This is a genomic window from Sphingomonas piscis (assembly GCF_011300455.1).
GTDB lineage: Bacteria > Pseudomonadota > Alphaproteobacteria > Sphingomonadales > Sphingomonadaceae > Sphingomicrobium > Sphingomicrobium piscis.
In genome coordinates this window covers 2,434,446-2,455,273 of sequence record NZ_CP049869.1, presented here as the reverse complement: position 1 = coordinate 2,455,273, position 20,828 = coordinate 2,434,446, and the positions used below count along the sequence as shown (strand labels likewise).

General features: G+C 63.5%; 16 protein-coding genes and 1 pseudogene. 6 read left to right on the top strand and 11 right to left on the bottom strand.

The window, feature by feature from the left end:
• Positions 1-23 precede the first annotated feature (23 nt).
• A pseudogene (locus tag G7077_RS12480) lies at positions 24-1,636 on the bottom strand (peptide MFS transporter).
• Positions 1,637-1,744: 108 nt separating this feature from the next.
• Between G7077_RS12480 and G7077_RS12475 the strand changes: the two are divergent.
• The 3 genes from G7077_RS12475 (at position 1,745) to G7077_RS12465 (ending at position 3,680) form a co-directional block, all read left to right on the top strand.
• On the top strand, positions 1,745-2,332 hold the full coding sequence (locus G7077_RS12475) for a nitroreductase family protein (RefSeq protein ID WP_166411990.1): 588 nt from the start codon (positions 1,745-1,747) through the stop codon (positions 2,330-2,332).
• Between the two features lie 46 nt (positions 2,333-2,378).
• Positions 2,379-2,735, top strand: a complete 357-nt coding sequence (locus G7077_RS12470) for a GntR family transcriptional regulator (RefSeq protein WP_166411989.1) — start codon at positions 2,379-2,381, stop codon at positions 2,733-2,735.
• Positions 2,736-2,849: 114 nt separating this feature from the next.
• Complete coding sequence (locus tag G7077_RS12465; RefSeq protein ID WP_246167568.1) at positions 2,850-3,680, top strand: L-threonylcarbamoyladenylate synthase; 831 nt, start codon at positions 2,850-2,852, stop codon at positions 3,678-3,680.
• On the opposite strand, the gene msrA is transcribed toward G7077_RS12465, so the two are convergent.
• On the bottom strand, positions 3,677-4,225 hold the full coding sequence (msrA, locus tag G7077_RS12460) for a peptide-methionine (S)-S-oxide reductase MsrA (protein ID WP_166411987.1): 549 nt from the start codon (positions 4,223-4,225) through the stop codon (positions 3,677-3,679). The genes G7077_RS12465 and msrA overlap by 4 nt on opposite strands.
• 64 nt (positions 4,226-4,289) lie before the next feature.
• Positions 4,290-4,961, bottom strand: coding sequence for a PilZ domain-containing protein (locus tag G7077_RS12455; RefSeq protein WP_206367646.1), 672 nt, complete (start codon positions 4,959-4,961; stop codon positions 4,290-4,292).
• A 153-nt stretch (positions 4,962-5,114) separates the two neighbouring features.
• Between G7077_RS12455 and G7077_RS12450 the strand changes: the two genes are divergently transcribed.
• Positions 5,115-5,501 carry a response regulator gene (locus tag G7077_RS12450; RefSeq protein ID WP_206367645.1) on the top strand — a complete coding sequence of 129 codons (387 nt, stop codon included), beginning with the start codon at positions 5,115-5,117 and terminating at the stop codon, positions 5,499-5,501.
• Complete coding sequence (locus G7077_RS12445) at positions 5,498-6,310, top strand: EAL domain-containing protein (RefSeq protein WP_166411984.1); 813 nt, start codon at positions 5,498-5,500, stop codon at positions 6,308-6,310. The genes G7077_RS12450 and G7077_RS12445 overlap by 4 nt, the downstream gene beginning before the upstream one ends.
• On the opposite strand, the gene G7077_RS12440 is transcribed toward G7077_RS12445, so the two are convergent.
• The 6 genes from G7077_RS12440 to G7077_RS12415 are packed head-to-tail and all read right to left on the bottom strand — an operon-like array spanning position 6,307 to position 15,024.
• Positions 6,307-7,461 carry an aminotransferase gene (locus G7077_RS12440; RefSeq protein ID WP_166411983.1) on the bottom strand — a complete coding sequence of 385 codons (1,155 nt, stop codon included), beginning with the start codon at positions 7,459-7,461 and terminating at the stop codon, positions 6,307-6,309. The genes G7077_RS12445 and G7077_RS12440 overlap by 4 nt on opposite strands.
• A 44-nt stretch (positions 7,462-7,505) precedes the next feature.
• Positions 7,506-8,939, bottom strand: coding sequence for a family 43 glycosylhydrolase (locus G7077_RS12435; protein WP_166411982.1), 1,434 nt, complete (start codon positions 8,937-8,939; stop codon positions 7,506-7,508).
• 15 nt (positions 8,940-8,954) lie between these two features.
• Positions 8,955-9,680, bottom strand: a complete 726-nt coding sequence (locus G7077_RS12430; RefSeq protein ID WP_206367644.1) for an acetylxylan esterase — start codon at positions 9,678-9,680, stop codon at positions 8,955-8,957.
• Positions 9,681-9,697: 17 nt separating this feature from the next.
• Positions 9,698-12,058, bottom strand: coding sequence for a glycoside hydrolase family 127 protein (locus tag G7077_RS12425; RefSeq protein ID WP_166411981.1), 2,361 nt, complete (start codon positions 12,056-12,058; stop codon positions 9,698-9,700).
• Positions 12,059-12,101: 43 nt separating this feature from the next.
• Positions 12,102-13,112 (bottom strand): zinc-binding alcohol dehydrogenase family protein, encoded by a 1,011-nt coding sequence (locus tag G7077_RS12420; RefSeq protein WP_166411980.1) that lies wholly within the window; start codon positions 13,110-13,112, stop codon positions 12,102-12,104.
• A gap of 4 nt (positions 13,113-13,116) precedes the next feature.
• Positions 13,117-15,024, bottom strand: coding sequence for an NPCBM/NEW2 domain-containing protein (locus tag G7077_RS12415; protein WP_206367643.1), 1,908 nt, complete (start codon positions 15,022-15,024; stop codon positions 13,117-13,119).
• A 118-nt stretch (positions 15,025-15,142) separates the two neighbouring features.
• On the opposite strand from G7077_RS12415, the gene G7077_RS12410 reads away from it, so the two are divergent.
• Positions 15,143-16,201 (top strand): alpha/beta hydrolase, encoded by a 1,059-nt coding sequence (locus G7077_RS12410; protein WP_246167204.1) that lies wholly within the window; start codon positions 15,143-15,145, stop codon positions 16,199-16,201.
• A gap of 21 nt (positions 16,202-16,222) precedes the next feature.
• Here the strand turns inward: G7077_RS12410 and G7077_RS12405 are convergent, their stop codons facing one another.
• Complete coding sequence (locus G7077_RS12405; RefSeq protein ID WP_166411978.1) at positions 16,223-17,302, bottom strand: LacI family DNA-binding transcriptional regulator; 1,080 nt, start codon at positions 17,300-17,302, stop codon at positions 16,223-16,225.
• A gap of 130 nt (positions 17,303-17,432) precedes the next feature.
• Positions 17,433-20,519, bottom strand: a complete 3,087-nt coding sequence (locus tag G7077_RS12400; protein ID WP_246167202.1) for a TonB-dependent receptor plug domain-containing protein — start codon at positions 20,517-20,519, stop codon at positions 17,433-17,435.
• Positions 20,520-20,828 lie beyond the last annotated feature (309 nt).

Here is a 20,828-nt window from a genome sequence, read left to right as displayed (position 1 = left end):
GCAAGCCGCCGCACGAGAGGCGATCAGATCCGCGGCGGATTTCCGTCGGGTCGCGTCTCGCTCTTGGGGCCCATGCCGGGTGCGGCAGGCTCTGCCAGCTGAGCCTGCCCCGCGAGATCCTCACTCTTGAGCTGATCGAGATGCATCAGCTTCGTGATGCCCCAACTGACCGGCAAAGCGATGATGCCCACCACGATCACCGCCCAGCCGATCGTCGAATAGACTTCCAGAACCCGGTCGACACCGACCCCCTCGCCCCGGTCGCCTGAGCGATCTTGGCCGCAAGGAAATTACCACCGGCGGTGGCGAGGAACCAGGTTCCCATCATCAGGCCAACCATTGCACCTGTAGACAGCCGGGTCATGCTCGACAGTCCGACGGGCGAGAAGCAGAGTTCGGCCATCGAGTGGAAGAGATAAAGCAGGATGACGAAGATCATGGATGTCATCTGCCCATTCTCGCCCGCACCCGCGACGAGGATCAGGAAGCCGAGTCCGATCTGAATCAGTCCGAATGCGAACTTCATCGCGGCGCTTGGCTCAAGGCCGCGCTTGCCGAGCAGGGTCCAAAGGGCGCCGAACACCGGTGCCAGCGTGATGATCCAGAAACTGTTCACCGACTGGAACCAGGAGGCCGGCATCTCCCATCCGAACAGATGACGGTCCACGCGTTCGTCCGTGAAGACGTTCAACGATGAGCCCGCCTGCTCGAACAGCGCCCAGAACAATGGCGACAGCCCGATCAGGTAAAGAGCGGCGAAGATGCGATGCCGTTCGATTCTTGGCAGCACAAACACCGACCGCCACAGAATGTAGCCGACGGTTAAAAGCGCGAAGCCGCCGAGACCGAAGCCGACAATGGTGTCGTCCCGAACGAGCAGCCATGCCACACCGACGCCGATCACCGCGCTGACGTAGATGATCCACTCTTGCGACAGGCCAAGGGCGGTTCGTGCTTTCAGCCGGACGGGGTCCACCGGGCGGCCGGCGTCGTGCAGTTCCGGCTGAAACAGGACAAAGACGACGAGGCCGAGCAGCATGCCGATACCGGCGGCGCCGAAGCCGTAGGACCATCCGACCCGCTCCCCAAGATAACCGACCAGGATCGGTCCGAGGAAGGCGCCGAGATTGATGCCCATGTAGAAGATGGAGAAGCCGCCATCTCGCCGGGTGTCGTCGCGCGGGTAGAGGTGGCCGACGAGAACCGAGATGTTCGCCTTAAGGAAGCCGGTGCCGATGATGATGAAGGCAAGGCCAAGGTAGAAGCCGTTGAGATAGCCTCCCTGGGCGCCGGTCGGACCTTCCATCAAGGCGATCGCCAAATGCCCGATCGAGATGAAGACACCCCCGGCCAGCACCGCCTTTCGAGCGCCGAGAAAGCGGTCCGCGAGATACCCGCCGATCACCGGGGTGATATATACCAGCGACGTGTAGGCGCCGTAGACGGCGTAGGCAGGCTTCTCATCGAACAGGAAGTGTTTGGTCAGGTAGAAGACCAGGATGGCGCGCATGCCGTAATAGGAAAATCGCTCCCACATTTCGGCGAAGAACAGCATGAAAAGGCCGCGGGGATGACCAAGGAAGGTCTTCCTCTCCGCTGGCACAACGGGGTGAGTGGTTGCCACGAATTGCTCCATTGACTGCCGGTCGGACCGGCGCCGTATCTATGTCGACGAGCGTAACGCATTGACGCTGCAAAGGAAGCCGATTGTTGCCGAGGTGACGCGCCGCTATGGCGCCGGTCGATGCTCAACGACCGTTCATCGATCCTCACCCTGCTCCAGACCCGCCGCTCGGGAAAGCCGCGCGAAATGGTGGGGCCGGGCCCCGACGAAGAGGAGATGGCGCAAATCCTGACCGCCGCAGCCCGCGTCCCGGACCACGGCAAGCTCTTCCCGTGGCGCTTCGTCACCGTTGCCGACGATCAACGCGACGCGCTTGCCCTGCTGTTCCGGCAGGCATTGTCCGAGGAAGACCCGTGCGCCACGCCCGCGCACCACGAGGCCGCGGACCAATATGCACGCTTCGGCGGTTCGCTGGTGGTCCTCGTCTCCGCACCCGTACAGGGGCACAAGATTCCGGTGTGGGAGCAGGAATTGTCCTGCGGTGCGGCCGCCATGAACCTGCTGACCGCGGCCCACGCCTTGGGCTTCGTCGCCGGCTGGATCACCGGATGGCAGTCCTATTCGGAACGGGTGCGGCAAGCCTTTTGCGGCCCCGGGGAACGGATCGCCGGCTTCATCTTCATCGGCCACCCGGCGCGAGAGCTGGAGGAACGGCCCCGGGCACCGTTGACCACCGTCTGGCGGCCCTGGACACCACCGCAACTATAACATGTTTAATCATTGAACTTTCTGTGCGCCGCTGTATTATGACAGCATGACGCTTCGTACTCAGCACGAGAAGCCTGTTTATGTCCGCTTGAGGGAGACGATCGCCGACGCGATCCTTTCCGGTCTTTACCGAGATGGCGAGCCCCTGCCCTCCGTTCGAGCCTTCGCTGCCGAGCAGTCGGCCAACCCGCTCACCGTGGCCAAGGCCTACCAGGGTTTCCAGGATGAGGGACTGATCGTCGTCAAGCGAGGTGTCGGCATGTTCGTTGCCGTCGGTGCGCGAGCCCGGCTCCGCGATGGGGAACGCAAGCGCTTTCTTCAGGAGGAATGGCCGGAAATCCGGGCGCGCATGGAGCGGCTCGGGATCGACCCTACCGCCTTGTTCGAGAAAAGCCCCGCCTGAGTTGCGGTCGGGCGGCACCGGAGTTAGCCGGTTCCGGTGACACGCGTTCTACCCTTCAGCGACGAAGCCATTGGCGAAGCGGCACGGCTGATTGCGGCTGGGCAGCCCGTCGCCATGCCGACCGAGACCGTCTACGGCCTCGCTGCCGACGCCACCGATGGCGAGGCCGTTGCACGCATCTATGCCGCCAAGGGGCGGCCAAGCTTCAATCCGTTGATCGTCCATGTTCCGGATGTCGCGGCAGCCGCGGAATTCGCGTCGTTGAGCAGCGAGGCAGAACAATTGGCCGCCCGCCACTGGCCGGGGCCATTGACGATGGTCTTACCTCTCCGACCGACCGGTGGACTGAGCAGCCTGGTGACGGCAGGGCTCCCGACGGTGGCGGTGAGGATCCCCTCCCACCCGGCGATGCAGGCGCTGTTGAGGGCAACGGGCAAGCCGCTCGCCGCCCCTTCGGCCAATGCCAGCGGGTCGATCAGCCCTACCCGCGCCGCCCATGTCCTGAAGAGCCTCGGCGGACGTATTCCGCTGATCGTCGACGCGGGTCCGTGCGCACGCGGCATCGAGTCCACCATTGTTGCCGTAGACGGCGATCGGTTGCGCCTGCTTAGACCCGGACCGATCGACCTGGGCCTGGAGCTTGAGGCCGTCGGGTCGATCGAGGCCCCGGGCCAGTTGGCCAGCCATTACGCTCCATCCAAGCCGGTGCGACTGAATGCCGAGCGGCCTGGCGACGACGAATATCTGATCGGCTTCGGCGATGTCGGCGGCGACTTCAACCTCAGCGCGGACGCGGACGTGGTTGAGGCTGCGTCGCGTCTGTTCGACGCACTTCATGAGGCCGACTCAGCTGCGCAACCGCTCATTGCCGTGGCACCGATCCCCGAGGAGGGGCTCGGTGCCGCGATCAATGACAGGCTGCGAAAGGCCGCGGCGCCGCGCTAGGCAGAGGCGGGCGCACTCTTCAATCGGTCCTGGAAGCTCTTGCGCAGCTTCTGGAGCTTGGGCGGAATTACGGCGAGGCAATAGGGGTTTCGCTGCCCCTCACCTTCCCAATAGTCCTGATGGTAATCCTCGGCTGGGTACCAGTCGGCCTTAGGCTCGATCGTCGTCACGATCCGGCCGCCATGATCCTGGTTGGCACGCGCAACGCCGGCCCGCGCCTTCTCCTCCTGCTCAGGCGACAGCGGGAAGATGGCCGATCGATATTGGGTCCCGATATCGTTGCCCTGCCGGTTCAGCTGCGTCGGGTCGTGAGTGGCGAAAAAGATGTCGAGCAGGTCGTCGTAGCTGACGACATCCGGGTTAAAGGAAATGCGGATCGCCTCGGCATGGCCGGTGTCGCCGCCGCAGACCTGCTTGTAGGTGGGATTGATCGTCTGGCCGCCGGTATAGCCACTTTCAACCGAGCTCACGCCGGTTATGTCCTTGAACACCGCCTCGGTGCACCAGAAGCACCCGCCCGCAAACACCGCCACTTCTTGCGCCATCACCTTATCTCCTTCGCCCGAAGAGATAGGTGCGGGGCTGCAGAAAACCAGCGGTTCGGTGGCCTCAGCCTCTCTTGTAGGCGGCCTTGAGGCTCGCAAGCTCGAGCCGTTTGCCGACCCACTCGGCCAGCTCCTCGAACGCCAGCGGCTTGTCAAAAAGAATGCCGGCTGTCCGGTTGGAATACCAGCGGACCTCGCCCCTGATTGGCCGAAGACTCTCCACCACGACCACGACCTTCTGGTCGAGGCAGCGTTCGTCGATCGGCTCGACCTTCAGACCCGCGAGCGAAATATCCTGCACGTCGACGGTGTAGTACATCTTCCCCACCTGCACGGACGCCTTGCAGTTCACCTCCAGGCGCGGCGGACGAGTGCGGAAGCCGTGCCGCGGCTTTCGGCCGGCGAGAAGCTCGCCGAGATCGAGGTTCTGGTCGAACTTGACGCCGATCAGCCCGTCACGGATCCAGACGATCGACGACGGGATGAGCTGTGAGGAGAATTCGACCTTCACAGCCTCCCCGACCTCGAGCAGGTGGCTGCACTCCGCCATCAGGCCGCCGGCGGAAACGTTTCGGATGCGCATCAACTGCTCGCCGGCATTGCTCTTGATCTTGGCGATGCGGAGCAGCGGGGTCAGTCGCTCGTCCGCGCGACGCTCGGGCGGCCGCGGCACCGCCGTGGTCAGTGAAAAAGTGGTCGATTCCAGTGCGTTCTCCATCTGCGCGGGGTCCGCCACAGGCTTCCGTCGGATCAACGAGGCAAACATGGCTCTTCTCCGCAGCCAAGAAAAACGTACCAGATTGAGAAACCTATTGCGGCGGAGGTTAAAAGAGCGTTTCGGTCGGCTGAACGACATCAAAGGGCACGGAGTGGAGGGTTGGAAGTGACGGTGCGTCCGCGCCTGCTGCTGGTTGACGATGAGCCAGTGCTTGCGGAATTTTTGGGAAGCGCCGCGGAAGAATGTGGGTTCGACCCGATCCTGACCTCGAATGACCGGCAGTTTCGTGAGCGGTTCCTTGCTGAGCGACCCGATATGGTGGCGCTGGACCTTGGCATGCCGGGGATGGACGGGGTGGAACTGCTTCGGTTCCTGGCCGACCAAGGATACAAGGCGCCGGTGCTGATCGTCAGCGGTTTCGACCGCCGGGTGCTTGAGTCCGCGTTTCGCCTCGGCGAAGCGCTTGGGCTGCGGATGGCCGGGCCGCTCGCCAAGCCGACGCGTTTGGAAGAGGTGGAAACCGTCCTGACGGCCCTGAAAGGCACACTCACCCCGTGAGCGAAGGCGCACTGCTGAGCGCGTTTCAACACGCGCTGGATGGCGGCGAGCTTTACATGGTCTACCAGCCGCAGGTCGCTCTCGCCGATGGCGCATTGAAACGCGTCGAGGCGTTGGTCCGGTGGGATCACCCCGACATCGGCGCCGTTCCGCCGGCTGCGTTCGTCCTGCTGGCCGAAGAGCATGGCCTGATCGGACGCCTGACCGAGTGGGGCCTTGCGGAAGTGCTTCGCCAATGGTCGCACTGGCATGGTCAGGGGCTGGACCTCAGCGTCGCGTTCAACATCTCTGCGCTCAGCCTGGAACAACTCGATTTCCCGGACCGCGTCGAAGAGATGTGCCGCCAGTGGGACATGCCCACCGATTGCCTGGTGGTCGAGTTGACCGAAGGTGCGACCCAGCCGCTGATCCAACTGATGGACACGCTGACTCGATTTCGGATCAAGGGCATCGGACTGGCCCTCGACGACTTCGGAACCGGCTATTCCTCCTTGCTGCAGCTTCGGCACCTGCCGTTCAGCACCGTGAAAATCGATCGTGCGTTCGTGGCCGACCTCGAAACCTCCGCCGACTGCCAGTTGATAGTTCGGGCGATGATCGACCTCGCCCACGGACTGGGCCTGACGGCGACCGCCGAGGGCGTCGAGAATGAAGCCCAGCTGCGCACCCTTCGCGATCTCGGCTGCGACATGGCGCAAGGCTATTTGATCTCGCCGGCCCTCCCGCCGGACGCACTAGCGGGGTGGCACCAAGATTTCGCGGAGCATTGGAAAGGACTGGTCGGAAAAGCGGAGGTTGCGGCCGTCTAACGGAAGAGCCGGGCCGCCCGCTCAAGAGCAGCGACGCCCGCGTCGATGGTGCTATCCCGTTTGGCGAAGCACAGGCGAATGAAGCCGCGCGGAGGGTCAATTTCTGCGAAGGCGGACAGCGGCACCACTGCGATACCCGCCTCAACGACCGCGCGATCGGCGAAGGTGCGATCGTCCGCCCGGATCCCCGACGCCTCCAAATCGACGCAGTGGAAGTAAGTGGCGGCGCTGTCCTGGACACAATAGCCGATGGCACGAAGAGCGCCGGCCATTCGATCGCGTGCGGCAGCGAAGGATTGGCGCATGGGACCGAGCCAATCGTCCCCCTCGTTCAGACCAAAGGCGACCGCTTCCTGCAGATTGGGCGGTGAGGAAAAGGTCAGGAATTGGTGCGCGCGTGCCGCAAGCGTCGCAAGCGCCGGGGAAGCCACCAGCCAGCCGACCTTCCAGCCCGTCAGCGAGAAGATCTTGCCCGCCGATCCGCACTTGATCGTTCGGTCAGCCATGGCCGGGAGCGAGGCCATTGCCGTAAACTGCTGGCCGTCGAGCAAGAGATGCTCCCACACTTCATCGCTGATGACGATAAGGTCATGGTCGACTGCCACCGCCGCGACGGCCTCCAGCTCCGAACGATCGAACAGGCGGCCGGTAGGATTGTGAGGATTGTTTATGACGATCGCGCGAGTCTTGCCGGTGATGGCTTCCCGGAGCACAGCACCGTCGATCCGCCAGGCGGGCGACTGAAGCGCGACTTCGCGCACCACCCCGCCCGCGCGCCGGATCAGCGGCGCGTAGGCATCATAGGCCGGCGTAAATAGAATCACCTCGTCGCCAGGTGCAATGGTCGCGAAGATTGCGGCGGCAATCGCCTCGGTGGCGCCCGCGGTGATGCAGACCTGTTCCGGCAACAGCACAAGGCTGTGGTGCCGGTTGTAGTGATCGGCGACCGCTTGCCGCAGCACGGGCAAGCCGCGCGAGGGCGCATATTGGTTCGACTGGCTCAGAAGCGCCTCGGCAGCAACGTCGAGGATCGCTTGCGGCCAGCCGAAATCGGGAAAGCCCTGGCCAAGATTGACGGCGCCATGCTCCATGGCCGCCAGCGACATCTTTTCGAAAATGCTGGTCGGCATTTGCTGGTACAGCGGGTGCATTACTCACCCTTGCGAGTGCGGGCGCCCGCTGTCCAGCAACACGCCTAGGGCGTCATGAAGCGCCAGCGGAAGTTGGTGCTGCCGTTGTACGGCTGCAGCACCGGCGTGCTTGCACCGATGGCTGACAGGGCCAACGGCACTCGCCTTTTCTCCGACGACTTGGGGCTGATCCGGTAGGTGCCGTCAATCAGCTGGTCGATCCGCCAAAGCTGCTCCGCTGCCCCGGAGTAGGCCGGTGCCGCCTTGACCGTGTCGTCGCGGGTCGCCGTCAGCGCACGATCCGTCCCGGCAATGACAATCTTGTAATATGGCGTGCCCATCACGCCGCCGGCCTCGACCACAGGGGTGATCGCCCATTGTTGGTGCGCGCGGATCATGTAATCGCCGAGGTCGACGTCGATCGTCCCCGTCGGCCATCCCACCGAGCCTTCCGCAAATGACTGGTTGGCGATCGGCGCGACCTTTCCGTCCGGCGGCCCCATGAAGGAGCGGCGAACGTCGAACGGCATCCGGATGAAGTCGGTCGTGAGCTGCAGCGCGCCGCCGCTTCGTTCGGACTGGATCTCGTAGGTGCCGGCGCGGAGGTTCTCGCCTGCGACCGGCCAGTCGTCCTGCCAAAGCAAGGGCGCGATTGAGAGGATACTGCGGCCGCTGCGATCCAGGTCGGACTCATAGTGCATCGAGAACTTCTGGATTTCCTGGCCGACGTCGATCAGGCCGAAATGACCCGGCCCATATTGGCGGCCCCGCCCCGCGATCACGAGCTTGCCACCACCCTTCAGCAGGGGAATGCCGACATGGTCGACGTAAGGCCCGGTCGGGCTTCGCGAGCGGCCAACGCGAATGTTGTAGGAGGAGTTCGGCCCGTCGCAGCAGGTGCCGTGGGTGCCGAGCAGATAATACCAGCCGTTGCGGTGAAGCAGCGCGGTCGCTTCCATGTCGATGGCGATGTCGACCGGCTGGTTGCCGGCGAGGCGCTGGCCCGTCTTCGGATCGAGTTCGACGATCCGGATCGTGCCGAAATACGTGCCGTAACTGAGCCACAGACGCCCGTCCGCGAGCAGGAAGGCCGGGTCGATGGCGTCGTTATTTTCTAAGCCAGTGCTGGAGGCGACTGTGCCGACCTCATGCCATTTATGATCGGGCGACTTGGGGTCGAGCGACTTGCTCCAGGCGATGTTGATCTTGCCGGCATGGCCGCCGTTCAGACCGCCGCCGCTCGCCGCATAAGCCAGGTAATAACGGTCGCCGATCTGGATGACGTCCGGCGCAAGGCCGCCGCCCGGGCGCTTGGCACCCTGTTTCCAAGTCCAGCCGTCGTCGGAGACGAGCGAGCCGGGACCGGTGCCCCAGGTGTAATATCGCCCGTTCGATTCTATGATGGTCGACGGATCGTGGATGAAGGGCTCGCCCGCGAGCTGGGCGGAAGCGGTCGCCGGCAGCGCGGCCAGCAAGGCGGTGAAAAGGAGATTCCTCATGGGTGCTCCAGCAGATCAGCGGGTGACGAGGGTGATGTCGCGGACAGGCTGTCCGGCGGCGTCGACGAAGCGGACGCAGAAGTCGCTGAGGCCGGGACCGTTGATCACGGCGCCGCGAATGATGTTGCGGCCCTTCTTCAGCGTCAGCGGCGCCGAGAGGACATCGTCCATCTCCATGCGCCTGTCGCCGAACAGGCCGGCCGCTTCCTTGCCGTTGACCCACCACATGGATGCGGAGTTGGATCCAACCGCCAGGCGTACGTTCCGCATTTCGCGCGGCGCGTCGACGATCGTCACCGCCCAGAAGATCACACCGTAGGTCGGCTTGCCGAGCCCCTGCGCGAAGTTGAACAATTTCACGTCGAAGTCGGTGGAGTCGAGCGCGTGCCACTTGAGCGGCGTTGCGGCGCGGACCGTCTGGCCGTCGCGGGGAACGAGCGTGAACTGACCCGGGAAATATTGCTGCGCGAACGCCTGGCGGACGTAGGTGCCGGTGAAGCCCGTGTTGCTTCGGTTCGGCTTGACGATCGGCTCGAGCAATCGCCAGCGCTGCAGGAAACCATCGGCATCGGGCGCCTTCGGTACGCTGTTGGCGCGCACGAAATACGGGGCAAGGCCCTGCGGCGGAATGGGCGCTGCGGCCGGAGCTTGCGGGCCTTGCGCTATGGCGGTTCCCGAAGCGGCAACCGCCATCAGCATGGCGCCGGCCAGCAGGCCCGGCACCGCGAACATCTTTCTCATACCCCCAGTGAACTCCTTTACGAAAGCTTTGCGGTTGGCGCCGTGGTTTGGAGGACACGGACGCCGAACACCTGAATGCTGCCTTTGCGCGCGACGAGCCGCACCTCCGACTGCGGATTGTCGGTGGCGGGCAGCGGGTAGTCGACGACCACCCAATCGTCCTTCTCCGTCCGCGGTCGCAGTTCGGTTGCGATCAGCTTGCCGTCGATGAAGATGTCCATCGTACGGTCCCGCTCCCACCAGACATAGGTGAGTTGCAACACCGACGGCGCCTTGGTGCGGGCAACCTTGAAGGAGATGCTCCCCCCTTCCGAAATATTGCGGGAGGTCTTGCCGTAGAAGGTGCCGACCTCGCTTTTGGTCGAGGTGAAGCCGTGATCCTGTTCCGGCTGCTGCTCGCCGATATGAAACAGGTCGATCGTCCGGCTGGCCAGCTCCGCGCGGGCCTTCTCGGCTGCCAGAAAGGCCGCGCCATCGGCGGCCCAGGATGCGGGCGTGAAGGTCTTGAAATAGACGGCCGTGCGGCGGTCGTAGAGTGGGAAGAAGGGCCGCAGCGTCATGTCCTGGCCGAGCACGTGGCGAACACGGAAACTGCCGTCCGCCGCTGGCACCAAAGCTGCCAGCGCATCTCCTTCGACCCGCAAGGCCGGTGCCGGGCCGGTATATTCCACTGCACTCGGGCCCAGATCGGCAGCCAGCACCAGCGGCCCCTTCAAGAAGGCCACCGTGGAGGGGTCACCCAGCAATGGCTCTGACCGGAGCGGCATCGCCATCTGCAGCCGCACCCGGTCGCCGGCCCGCCACTTGCGTTTGATCATCGCATAACCGTTGCGGCGCTCGATCTCAGCCGGCTCGTCGTTGATCGACAGCTTGGCGTCACTTGCCCACGAAGGGATACGAACAGCCAGGGTCTTGTCGGCCGGCATCCGGCGCAGCGTCAAATCCACCGTGCCGTCGTCGGGAAACTGCGTGTCGACATCGATCCGCACGCCCTGCTCCTCCCAATCCAGCGAGGACGGGATGAACAGGTTCACAAAGGTCGTCTCCCCATCCGACCAGTAGATGGAATCCGCATGCTTCGCGGCGCTTTCCATCCCCGAGCCGACGCAGCACCAGAAGTCGTTTTCGGGGGTCGAATATTTGCGCTTCTCGCCCGCCGCCATCGGCATGAAATAGGCGACCATGCCGTCATCCGGCCGGTGATGCGCGAGCATGTGGTTGAGCTGCGTCCGCTCGTAATAATCGAACAGGCTTCCCTGCGGCGCCCAGCTGAAGAGGTGCCGGGTGAGCTTCAGCATGTTGTAGCTGTTGCAGGCCTCGCAGGTCGCATTGGTGAGGCGGCCCTGAAGCTGGCCCGCCGGTCCGAAATGTTCCCGCTCCGAATTGCCGCCGATGACGTAGCTGTGCCGGTGTGTGACCGTGTCGTGGAAGAACGTCGCGGCGGTGGCATGCGCCGGATTGCCGGTCAGCTCGTAAAGCCGGGCAACGCCGATCAGCTTCGGGATCTGCGTGTTGGCGTGAAGCCCGGAAAGCACGTGCTTGCGGGCGGTCAGCGGATCCAGCACTTCCTTGTGCCGCAACTTCTCTGCGACCTTGAGCCAGCGCGGCGTACCGGTCAGGGCGTAGAGGTTTGCGTAGGCCTCGTTGATCCCGCCATGCTCGGCGTGGAGCAGGTCCTGGATCTTGGAGTCCGGCAAGCCTTCGATGATCTTCGCGAGATAGTCGGCCATGCCGAGCAGCACCGGCATGGCCTTGCGCTTGCCGGCGAGTTGGTAGGCATCGATAAGCCCCGCCTGGACCTTGTGCCACGTGTAGATGGGCACCCAGCCGCCGTTGAGGTCGTAGCCCTGCGTGCGAATGTCACCGCGGCGGACCTCCTCGAAGATGATCTTGCCGTCGACCCACTTGCCCTCGCGCTGCACCGTGGTACCGCCGATGTAGCCGTCGCCCTGAGCCTTCTGGATTAGCGCGAGTTCATCCAGCGCACGATCGATCTTGGCGGCCAGCACCGGATCGCCGCCATTGGCGATCAGGATCGAGGAAGCGGTGAGCCAGTGGCCGAGCGAGTGTCCGGCGATCCCCTGACTTTCCCAGCCGCCGTAGCGCTCACCCTTTGGCGGCAAGCCGGCGGACACGTAGAAATTGTGCAGCAGCCGCTCCGGCTCGAGCGAGCGGAGATATTTGCGGTTTGCCTCGACATGGTCGGCAAAGAGCGACGGCTTGAGCCGGACGCTGCCGAGCGGCGCGGCGCGGACCTTTTGCCGGTCCTTAACGACGGTCGCGGCCCACCCGCTCACGGGGAGAAAAGCGAGCGCGCTGGTGGAGATCAGGAACGTCCGGCGGCTTGAATGCAGCCGACAGGCGGTGGCGTTGCTCATCTCGAGAATCTCTCCATTGCGGGGTCTTGGCGCCCGTTTTCGTTCAAACGGTCGTAATTGCTTTCAACACATGGTCGGCCCGATCGATGAGGTCCGGCAATCCTTGCGGAACCTCGTCCAGGGTAAGGCTGTGGGTGTGCAGCGCGTCGGTCGGAATCTGGCCGGAGCGGATCGCGTCGGCCACGCGGTCGAAGTCGGCGGCCAGCGCGTTGCGGCTGGCGACCAACGTCATTTCCCTCTTGTGGAATTCGGGATCGGCGAAGATGAGATCGCCGGGCGCGACGCCGACCAGCACGAGGCTTCCGCCATGCGCCACATGAAGCACGCTTCGACCCATTGCGGTCAGGTTGCCGGTGGCATCGAACACGACATCGAACATGTCGCCGGCGGTCCGCTCCGCAAGCGTGGCGGCGAGTGAGTCATCGGCAACCACCACATTCGTGAAGCCGAGCTTGTCGCGCGCATAGTCGAGCCGCGCGGCGCGGGTGTCGACCAGGGTGACCACGCCGCCGTCAAGCTGGGCGAACAGGGCCGACGCAACGCCGATCGGACCGGCGCCCATCACCAAAACCTTGTCCCCGGCCCGGAGCGGCGAACGCGCGACGGCATGGGCGCCGATCGAAAGGAATTCCAGCATCGCTGCCTGGTCGAGCGTCAGTCCCGCCGCGTCGATCAGTGCGCTGTCAGGCACGGCCAGCAACTCGCACATGCCGCCGTCGGTGTGGACCCCGAGCACACGAATGTTGACGCAGGCATTGGGCTTGCCGCGGCGGCAGGCGATGCAGTGGCCGCAATTGAGATAAGGGTTTATCGCAACCGGCTGGCCAACCTTGAAGCGCGACCCCTCACCGACCTCCGCCACCTCGCCCGACAATTCGTGGCCGATGACCAAAGGGTAATTCACGAACGGGTGGCGCCCGCCGAAGATGTGGTAGTCGGTTCCGCATAGCCCCACCCGGCGAATGCGCACCAGCGCTTCGTCCTCTCCGATTGCCGGTACCGACCGTTCGATCAGGTCGAGTTCCTGCGGCTGATTGCAGAGAAGCGCCTTCATCGCGTCAGCGCCGCCTCCCCCAGGCGACCGGGAAAGCTTGCGGGACTGGACCGGCCGTCTTGGCCACCAGTTCGACGATCTTCACGCCCGAGACCTTGGCGGTCAGCGGCGCAGGCTTTTGACCGAAGCGCATCGGCTTCGACTGGGCGATCAGCTTGCCGTCGCCATAGACGAGGAAGGTGACCGGGCGCGCCTTGGCGAAGGCGCTGTCGTCCACCCCGACCATCGCGTTGAATGTGCTGAAGCCGGGGTTGCGAACCTCAAGCCTGGAGTTCGCAAGGATACCGATGCCCGTCTCATACGGCGTCCCGCCGACGTTGATGCGCATGGCATAAGGCGTCGCATCGGCCTGCGCGCCGCCCCAGCCGCCGTAGCGCGGCGGCTCGCCCATCCCGTGTGTACCCGCCCAGAAGATCGGCCGGTGGATCATCGGCTCCGGCTCAGGGACGACCACGCCATCCACTGCCGGATTCACGCGGCCGGTCATCTCCGACAGGTACAGCCCGTTGGCGAGGCGGCGCGTGCCCTTGGCGCGGAACACAAGGGTTTCGTGCGGCGCGAGCTTGAAGCTTTGCTCTTTCTTGAAGCGCATGGACTTGCCCGTCCAAAGATCGGTGAGCTGAACATCCGCATCGTCCAGATATTTGAGCTGTTCGGCGGTCAGGCTGACGTCCAGCGGCATCGCCGTGCGGTTGAATAAAGCCACTGCCTTGTCGCCGTTCGCCAACGTCTTCACTAGGAATTGAACGTCATTGGAGTCATAGGCCAGCACCGCCTGATTGCCGGCAGGATCCTGGTTGAGCGCGATCACGGCTGCATTGCCGAACACGTCGAGCAAGGACTTGGGCGCCTTGCGAAGGTCGTAGCCGATCATCAGCGGCGCGTTCAGCATCGCCCACAGCGACATGTGTGAGCGCGCTTCGGTGAGATGCTTCTCATCGAAGTCGCCGGCGCCGATGTAGAGCATGTCCGGATCGTTCCACGATCCCGGGTGGCCGTAGAGCGGACGCCTGACCGCGCTGTCGTAGCTGTGCAGCATTCGGCCCCAGGTCGGGGCGATGTCGTCGCTGGTCCGCGACATGTTGCCCATATCCTTGCCCCAAGCGCGCACGTCCGCGGCCCCCCACAGGCAGAGCGAGAAGACGAAGTCGTTGTCCGGGTTATACTTCTCGAGCGCTGCCCGAACCTGCGCGTATAACCTCTTGGCTTCCGGGATGTTGGTTCGGCCAAGGCTCTCGCTGTCCACCACCGGAGTCAGTGCGCGGAACTTACCCTGCTTCACCCACGGGCTTTCCGGCGTCAGGCCGCGAAGCCCGCACGCGTCGACCTTGATGAGGTCGAAGCCCCACTCCTCGAAGTAGAGCTTGATGTCCTTGTCCACGTTGCCGTGAAGGCCGACTTCCTTTTCATCGAACGTGCCGACCGGCTGGTTGAGACCGGTCGTGCTGTACAGCTGCGCGCAGCTGTTCTTGCCCATGTCGGAATAGATACCGGCCTTCAGCCCCATCGCATGAAGCCGGTCGGTGAGCGGGCGAAAGCTGGTGTTGCCGTCGGCTGTCAGCGCGGATGGAAAGTTCGCCGTGCGGATGATGATGCGGCCGTCCGGCTGCCGCCGCTTCAGCCACCAACCGTCATCGAGATCGACATAGCGATAGCCCTTGGCAGCGAGGCCATGCTTCACGATCGCTTCCGCCGAACCCATCAGTTTGGCTTCGTCGATGTCACTCGCGAAAGCATTCCAGCTGTTCCAGCCCATTGGCGGCAGCGGGGCATTGCCGCCGGTGTAAGCGGACCATCTGCCGGATGCCGCAAGCGACCCCGACTGGGCCATTGCCGGCGTAGCAGCGATCAATGCCGCTGCCGCCACCGAAGTGCCAAGAAACGCCGACCAGCGGAACGCGCGAACCCACATTGCCGAATCCCTCCTGTTTATTACTCTGACAATAGCGTTCATCGTCGCGTGCGCCAGCCCCAAGAGAATGGCCGGTGCAACAGTGAATGAAGCAATGCCGGGAGGATGGCGGATGAGATTGCAGTTTCGAGTTTTGGTCGCTCTGTCGCTCGCGGCCGCAACGATTGGAGGATTGACGTCGGCGTCGGCGCAAGTCGCCACCCAGGTTCCGGATCCGGTCCCCGGAGCGAAGAAGGTCACGCTTCAACGGATCAAGGTGCATTCCGCGGCTCTTGAAGGCAATCTGGAAGGAAACAGCGCAGATCGCGACGTCATCGTCGTGCTGCCGCCGAGCTACGCTTCATCGCCCCGGCGCCGGTATCCCGTCGTCTACGCACTTCACGGCTATTCGATCGGCGCCGAGCAGTGGATCAAGGAAATCCATGTCCCGCAGACGGTGGAAGGCGCCTTCGCCAAGGGCACGCCGGAGGTCATCGTCGTTCTTCCCGACAGCAAAACCGTTCATAATGGCTCGATGTACTCGCGCTCCCCAACGACGGGAGATTTCGAGACCTTCGTTGCACGCGATCTCGTTGCGTACGTCGACAAGAACTTCCGTACCCTGCCGCGACGCGAGAGCCGCGGCCTCGTTGGTCATTCAATGGGTGGCTATGGCGCGACCCGGATCGGCATGAACCATTCGGACGTCTTCGGCGCCCTCTACGTCATGAGCGGCTGCTGCCTGTCGCCGCGTTCCGCCGGCGGTCTCACGCCCGAGTTGTTGGCCAAGCTGAAGAGCGTCAAATCGATCGAGGAGGCTCAGAAACTCGGATGGATGGAGCGGGCCACGCTCGCTTCGGCATCCGCCTGGTCCCCCGACCCCGCCAATGCGCCCTTGTTTCTCGACCTTCCGTCCGGCCAGGATGGCGACGATGTCGTCGCGCGGTGGGCCGCCAATTCGCCGCTGGCCTTCTTCGACCAACATGTCGCCGATCTTCGCCGGTACAAGGCGATTTCGGTCGACGTCGGCGACAAGGACGGGCTGAAGGCGGACGCCGAGAAGCTACACCAGGCACTCAATCGCTACAAGATTGCGCACGGATACGAAGTCTATCCCGGCGATCACACGAGTGCCGTTGCCGTCCGCTTCCAGGAATATGTGATGCCGTTCTTCGGACGCAACTTGGCATTCCAGTAAGCCGGAACCCGATCCCTCGAATTACGGTGTGCCGCTCCGCCGCACTATTTGCGGTCGGGCCGGCGGAACCGAGGTGGTCGGGCGAGCCGCCGAGTCCCGATGCACGATGCTATGCTCGAGGATGCATTGCTGGCGGCTTCCATCACCATTGCCGGGCACTGATATGCGTTGCGCCAACAGGCGGATCGCCTCTGCGGCAAGCTTTTGAACCGGCTGGTGCACGGTGGTCAGGGGCGGCCATAACGTCACCGCCGGGATGGTGTCGTCGAAGCCCACAACCGTCAGCTCCCCTGGCACGTCGAGGTGCCGGCGGTGCGCCACCGATACGACCGCCGCCGCCATATCGTCGTTGCTTGCGAAAATTGCCGAAGGCGCGGGCTGGCAGTCGAGCAATTGCTCGGCCGCCGTCAGCCCCGATTTGAAGCTGAAATCACCCTGAGCAATAGCGGCTTCCGCCTGCGACTCGCGGATTGCTTCGTAGAAACCGGCCATACGTTCCGCGGACGCAGCCTGATCCGGATTTCCCGAGATGAACCCGATACGACGATGCCCCAGATCTACCAGGTGACGGGCCATCTCATAGGCGGCCGATCTGTCGTCGATCCGCACGGAGATGGTGTTCGCCTCCGAGTAGGCGCCGACAGTTGCGGTTGGAAGCCCCGCTTCTTCCAAGGTTTGAAGCAAGGCCGCGGAGTCGCCGAGAGGCGGGGTCAGGATCACCCCCGACAAGCCCGAGGCGAGAAACTCCTTCATCATCTCGGCCGTGGGATTCTTGCCCTTCGGCGCACGCAGGATGATCAGCCGGGCGCCCTGCGAGGCGGCTTCCTCGAACGCACCGGTCAGGAATTCGCTCATGAAGGCGGCGCTTGGATTGGAATAGATAACGCCGATCCGCAGCTCGGCCGAGGTAACGAGACTTCGGGCGGCAACGTTGGGCTTGTAGGAAAGCTCCGCGATCGCAGCCATCACCGCTGCGCGGGTCTCCGGTCGCATGCCCGCCTGCCCGTTGATCACCCGGGACACGGTCATCGGCGACACGCCGACGCGCGCCGCAACATCCTTGATCGTGGCTCCGCGGGTGCGCCCGGCAGGCTTCGTCAACTTCCCACTCCCGATTCGACAGTCGATTCTGGTTGCAAATTCATTGCTAGAAACAAATGCCTCCCGCCCCAAAAAAAGTCCCGGCGCAAGGCCGGGACGAGGGAGAGACGATTATTTCTGGACCAACAGCCTAGAATTTGAAGCGGACGCCTGCGCGATACATGCGGCCGACCATGTCGTAGAGCGACGGGTTGGCAAACAGGCCAAGGACGGGGTCGCGATCGAACAGATTGTCGATCTTGCCGTAGGCTTCGAACTGATTGTTGATCTTAAACGAACCGCCGATGTCGAAGTAGAAGGCGCCCTTCATCGAATTGTCCTCGATGGTCGGGTACAGGTTCCGCTCGAGTGCGGTCCGACCCGTCGGACAGGTCGTCTGACATTCGATCCAGTTGTGGTTGTTGATCAGACCGTCGCTGAACCAGCGCTGCTGCGTGTAGAGCGAGAAGCGGTCGGTGGTGTAGTTCTGGACCGTGAGGAACTTCCAGTTGGGGGTCGTGCCTTGATTGACGCCGGCCGTGTCGGTCGGGATCGTGTTCGGCAGACCCTGCGCGGTGACATATTCATCGATGTGGGTTGCGAGGCCACGCAGCGTGAAGCTGCCCGCCAGGCCCAGCGGGCGCTGCCAACGATAGCTCGCCTCGATGTCCCAGCCGTTCGTCTTGATGTAGCCGAAGTTGAACGGGACCACGTTGATGAAATTCTCGCCGGCGGTGTTGTTCAGGTTGAACGCGTCGCAGGTCGGCAAGACGTTGTCGTAACAATAATCGACGATCTGCTGGGCACCCAGCGTTCCGATCAGGCCCTTCACCTTAATCTTGTACCAGTCGACCGACAGGCCGAAGCCCGGCAGCAACGGATTGCCCGATAGTGCAAATCCGATTGACGTGTTGCGCGCAACTTCCGGCTTGAGGTCCGGGTTGCCGCCCACGCTCTGCAGCACGATCACCTGCTTGTTCTGAGCGCGATCGAAGAACTGCGGAAGCCTGGTGCTGACCGGGGCTGCATAAAGCTCCGACAGGTTTGGTGCGCGAACGTCCTTGGAGGTTACGCCGCGGATGCGCAGTCCCTCGAACGGCGTGTTCCAGGTGCCGCCGATCTTCCACGTCCAGTTGACACCGGAGGTGCTGTAGTCGGTGACGCGAACCGCGCCGTTGACGTTGCCGCGGCCGATCCAGTCGGCATTGAACAGCGGAACGTCGGCTTCGAGATAGGCTTCCTTGACGTTATAATCGCCGCTGCCGTTCTTGTAGTTGCCGGCGTACCAGTTGCCGCCGAATTCCGCCTGCGCGGGCGTCAGGATCGGGTCGGCAGGGTAGTCAGCATTGTTCGGTTCCGCGAGCGTACCGGCGCCATAGGGATCGGCGCGAACGGTATAATATTCACGCCGCCACTCCGCACCGAAGGCGATCGAGACCGGACCGGCCCAAAGGTCGAACGGCGAACCCGAGAAGTTGGCACTGGCGACATCCTGCGTGATCCGCATCCGCTGGTACGGGCCGTTGGCCGGCTGCACATATTCGAGTGCGGCTGCAGAGGGCGCCGCACCGCTCAGGATGTTGATCGGCTGGCAACCCGAGGCCCGCGCAACGGCGTCGCGGCAGACGATCTGGCCGTTGATGGTCGTGGCGTCGATCGCGCGCAGGAAACGCTGGTTGAGCGAGATGTTGCTGACGTCGACCGCGATGCGATTGATGCCGCGCTGATAGTAGGCGTCGTAGTTCCATTCGGTACCCAGATCGATCGAGCCGTTCACACCGACGACGACGCGATACTGCCTGCGGTCCGTTTCGACGCGGGTGTTCGGCAGGATGTAGCCGCTGGTTCCGTAGCCGAACTGGGTGATTCCGGCGGTCGCGCACTGGTTTCTGACCGATTGCGGAACGAACGGGTTCGCGCACTGGATCGTCAGGCCCGGACGCTGCTGTCCGTTCACCGGCTGGTTGCTCGTCTGCACCCGGCCGTAGCTGTAGGAGACGTAGATTTCGTTGTTGTCGGCGAAGTCGTAACCGACACGACCGTAGCCGGTCAGGCGCTTGACCGCCGATTGCAGGGAACGGCCGCTGTCGACGTTGCCGGAGGTATCACCGCCGATGCAGACGCCGGGGAAACAGCCGATCACGGCGCCGCTGGCATTGCGTGCCGGCACACCGTTTGAACCATATTCGAACTGGAATGGGTTGCCGTTGGCGTCGAAAGCGATGCCCTGCAGCGGACCGTTATTGATCACGCCGTAGCGCGTGTAGTTGTACGGCTGGGCGTAGCTGCGGATCAGATATTGCGGATTTCCACCGGTCTCGGCGTTGAGGTTGATCTGAGTCTGCTGACGGAACCAGTCGCGACCGTTGGCCATGCCAATGCCGAAATCGCCCGGACCGACGCCGTCGTCCTTGGCATATTCGCCGCTGGCGACGACGTGGAGCCGCTCGTCCAGAAAGTTCGTGCCGACGGCAAGCTGCGCAAGGCGGCTCTTGTTGTCCTCATACTTGCTGATGCCGCCCTGCAGATTGCCCTTGATGCCGACGAAGCGGGTGTCGGTGATGAAGTTCACCACACCGCCGACCGCGTCCGAACCATAGGATGCGGAAGCGCCGCCGTTGACGACGTCGACGCGCTTGATCAGCAGCTGCGGGAACTGGCTGACGTCCGCGGTGCCGTTGTAATAAGCCGGGACGACCCGCTGGCCGTCGATCAGCGTCAGGGTGCGGATCGAACCAAGACCACGAAGCGCGAAGGCGCTGAGGCCCTGCTGACCGCTGGACGTGCTGAAGGTATTGATGGTCGAACCCGTGGAGCCCTGAAGCGACGGCAACTGAGCGATCGTCGTGAAGACGTTTGGCTGGGCGTTCGCCTGGATCTGCTCCTCGCCGACGACGGACGTGGGCGTCGGCGCAGCGAAGCCGTTGCTGCGGATGCGGGTGCCGGTGACGACGATGTCGGAAGCCTTTTGCGCAGCTTCCCCGGAGGAAGCCTCAACGGGCTCAACCACACCGGTGTCGGTCGCCGGCACGTCTTGAGCCGTCGTGTCGGCCTGAACTGCCGGGTCGCCGGCACTGGCGGTCTGCGCGAACGCCGGCTGCGCCAGAAGTGCGCAGCTGATCGCCACTAGGCTCGTTCTCGTCAGCGCAAAGGCGCGACGTGCCTGACCAGCTTCAACAATCGCCTGAGTTTCAATGTGCGCGCCGATCTCGGCTTCGCAGCCCCCCTGTACCATCATGACATGCCCTCCGTGCCGGGCCCCAGCGCCGGCTGTTCTTGTTAGCGTTGACTGCCCGAACTTACGTCGGTGCGTTAACGTTACCATTGGTATCTACGCCGATTGGCAGGGTCAATTCCATTTCAATGCTGCGAGTTGGATTTTTTCCTTTTCGTCTGACAAACGAATAGAACCGAGGAAAACCATTAGCAGATCAAAGACTTACTCTTGGCCTGCCCGTTGCAGGCAAGTCACACCCGTTGGATCGTGCGGTATCGTTTGGCGGCTCGAAGCCGCTAAGATGCAGGTTCGCGTACCGGGAAGGACTTG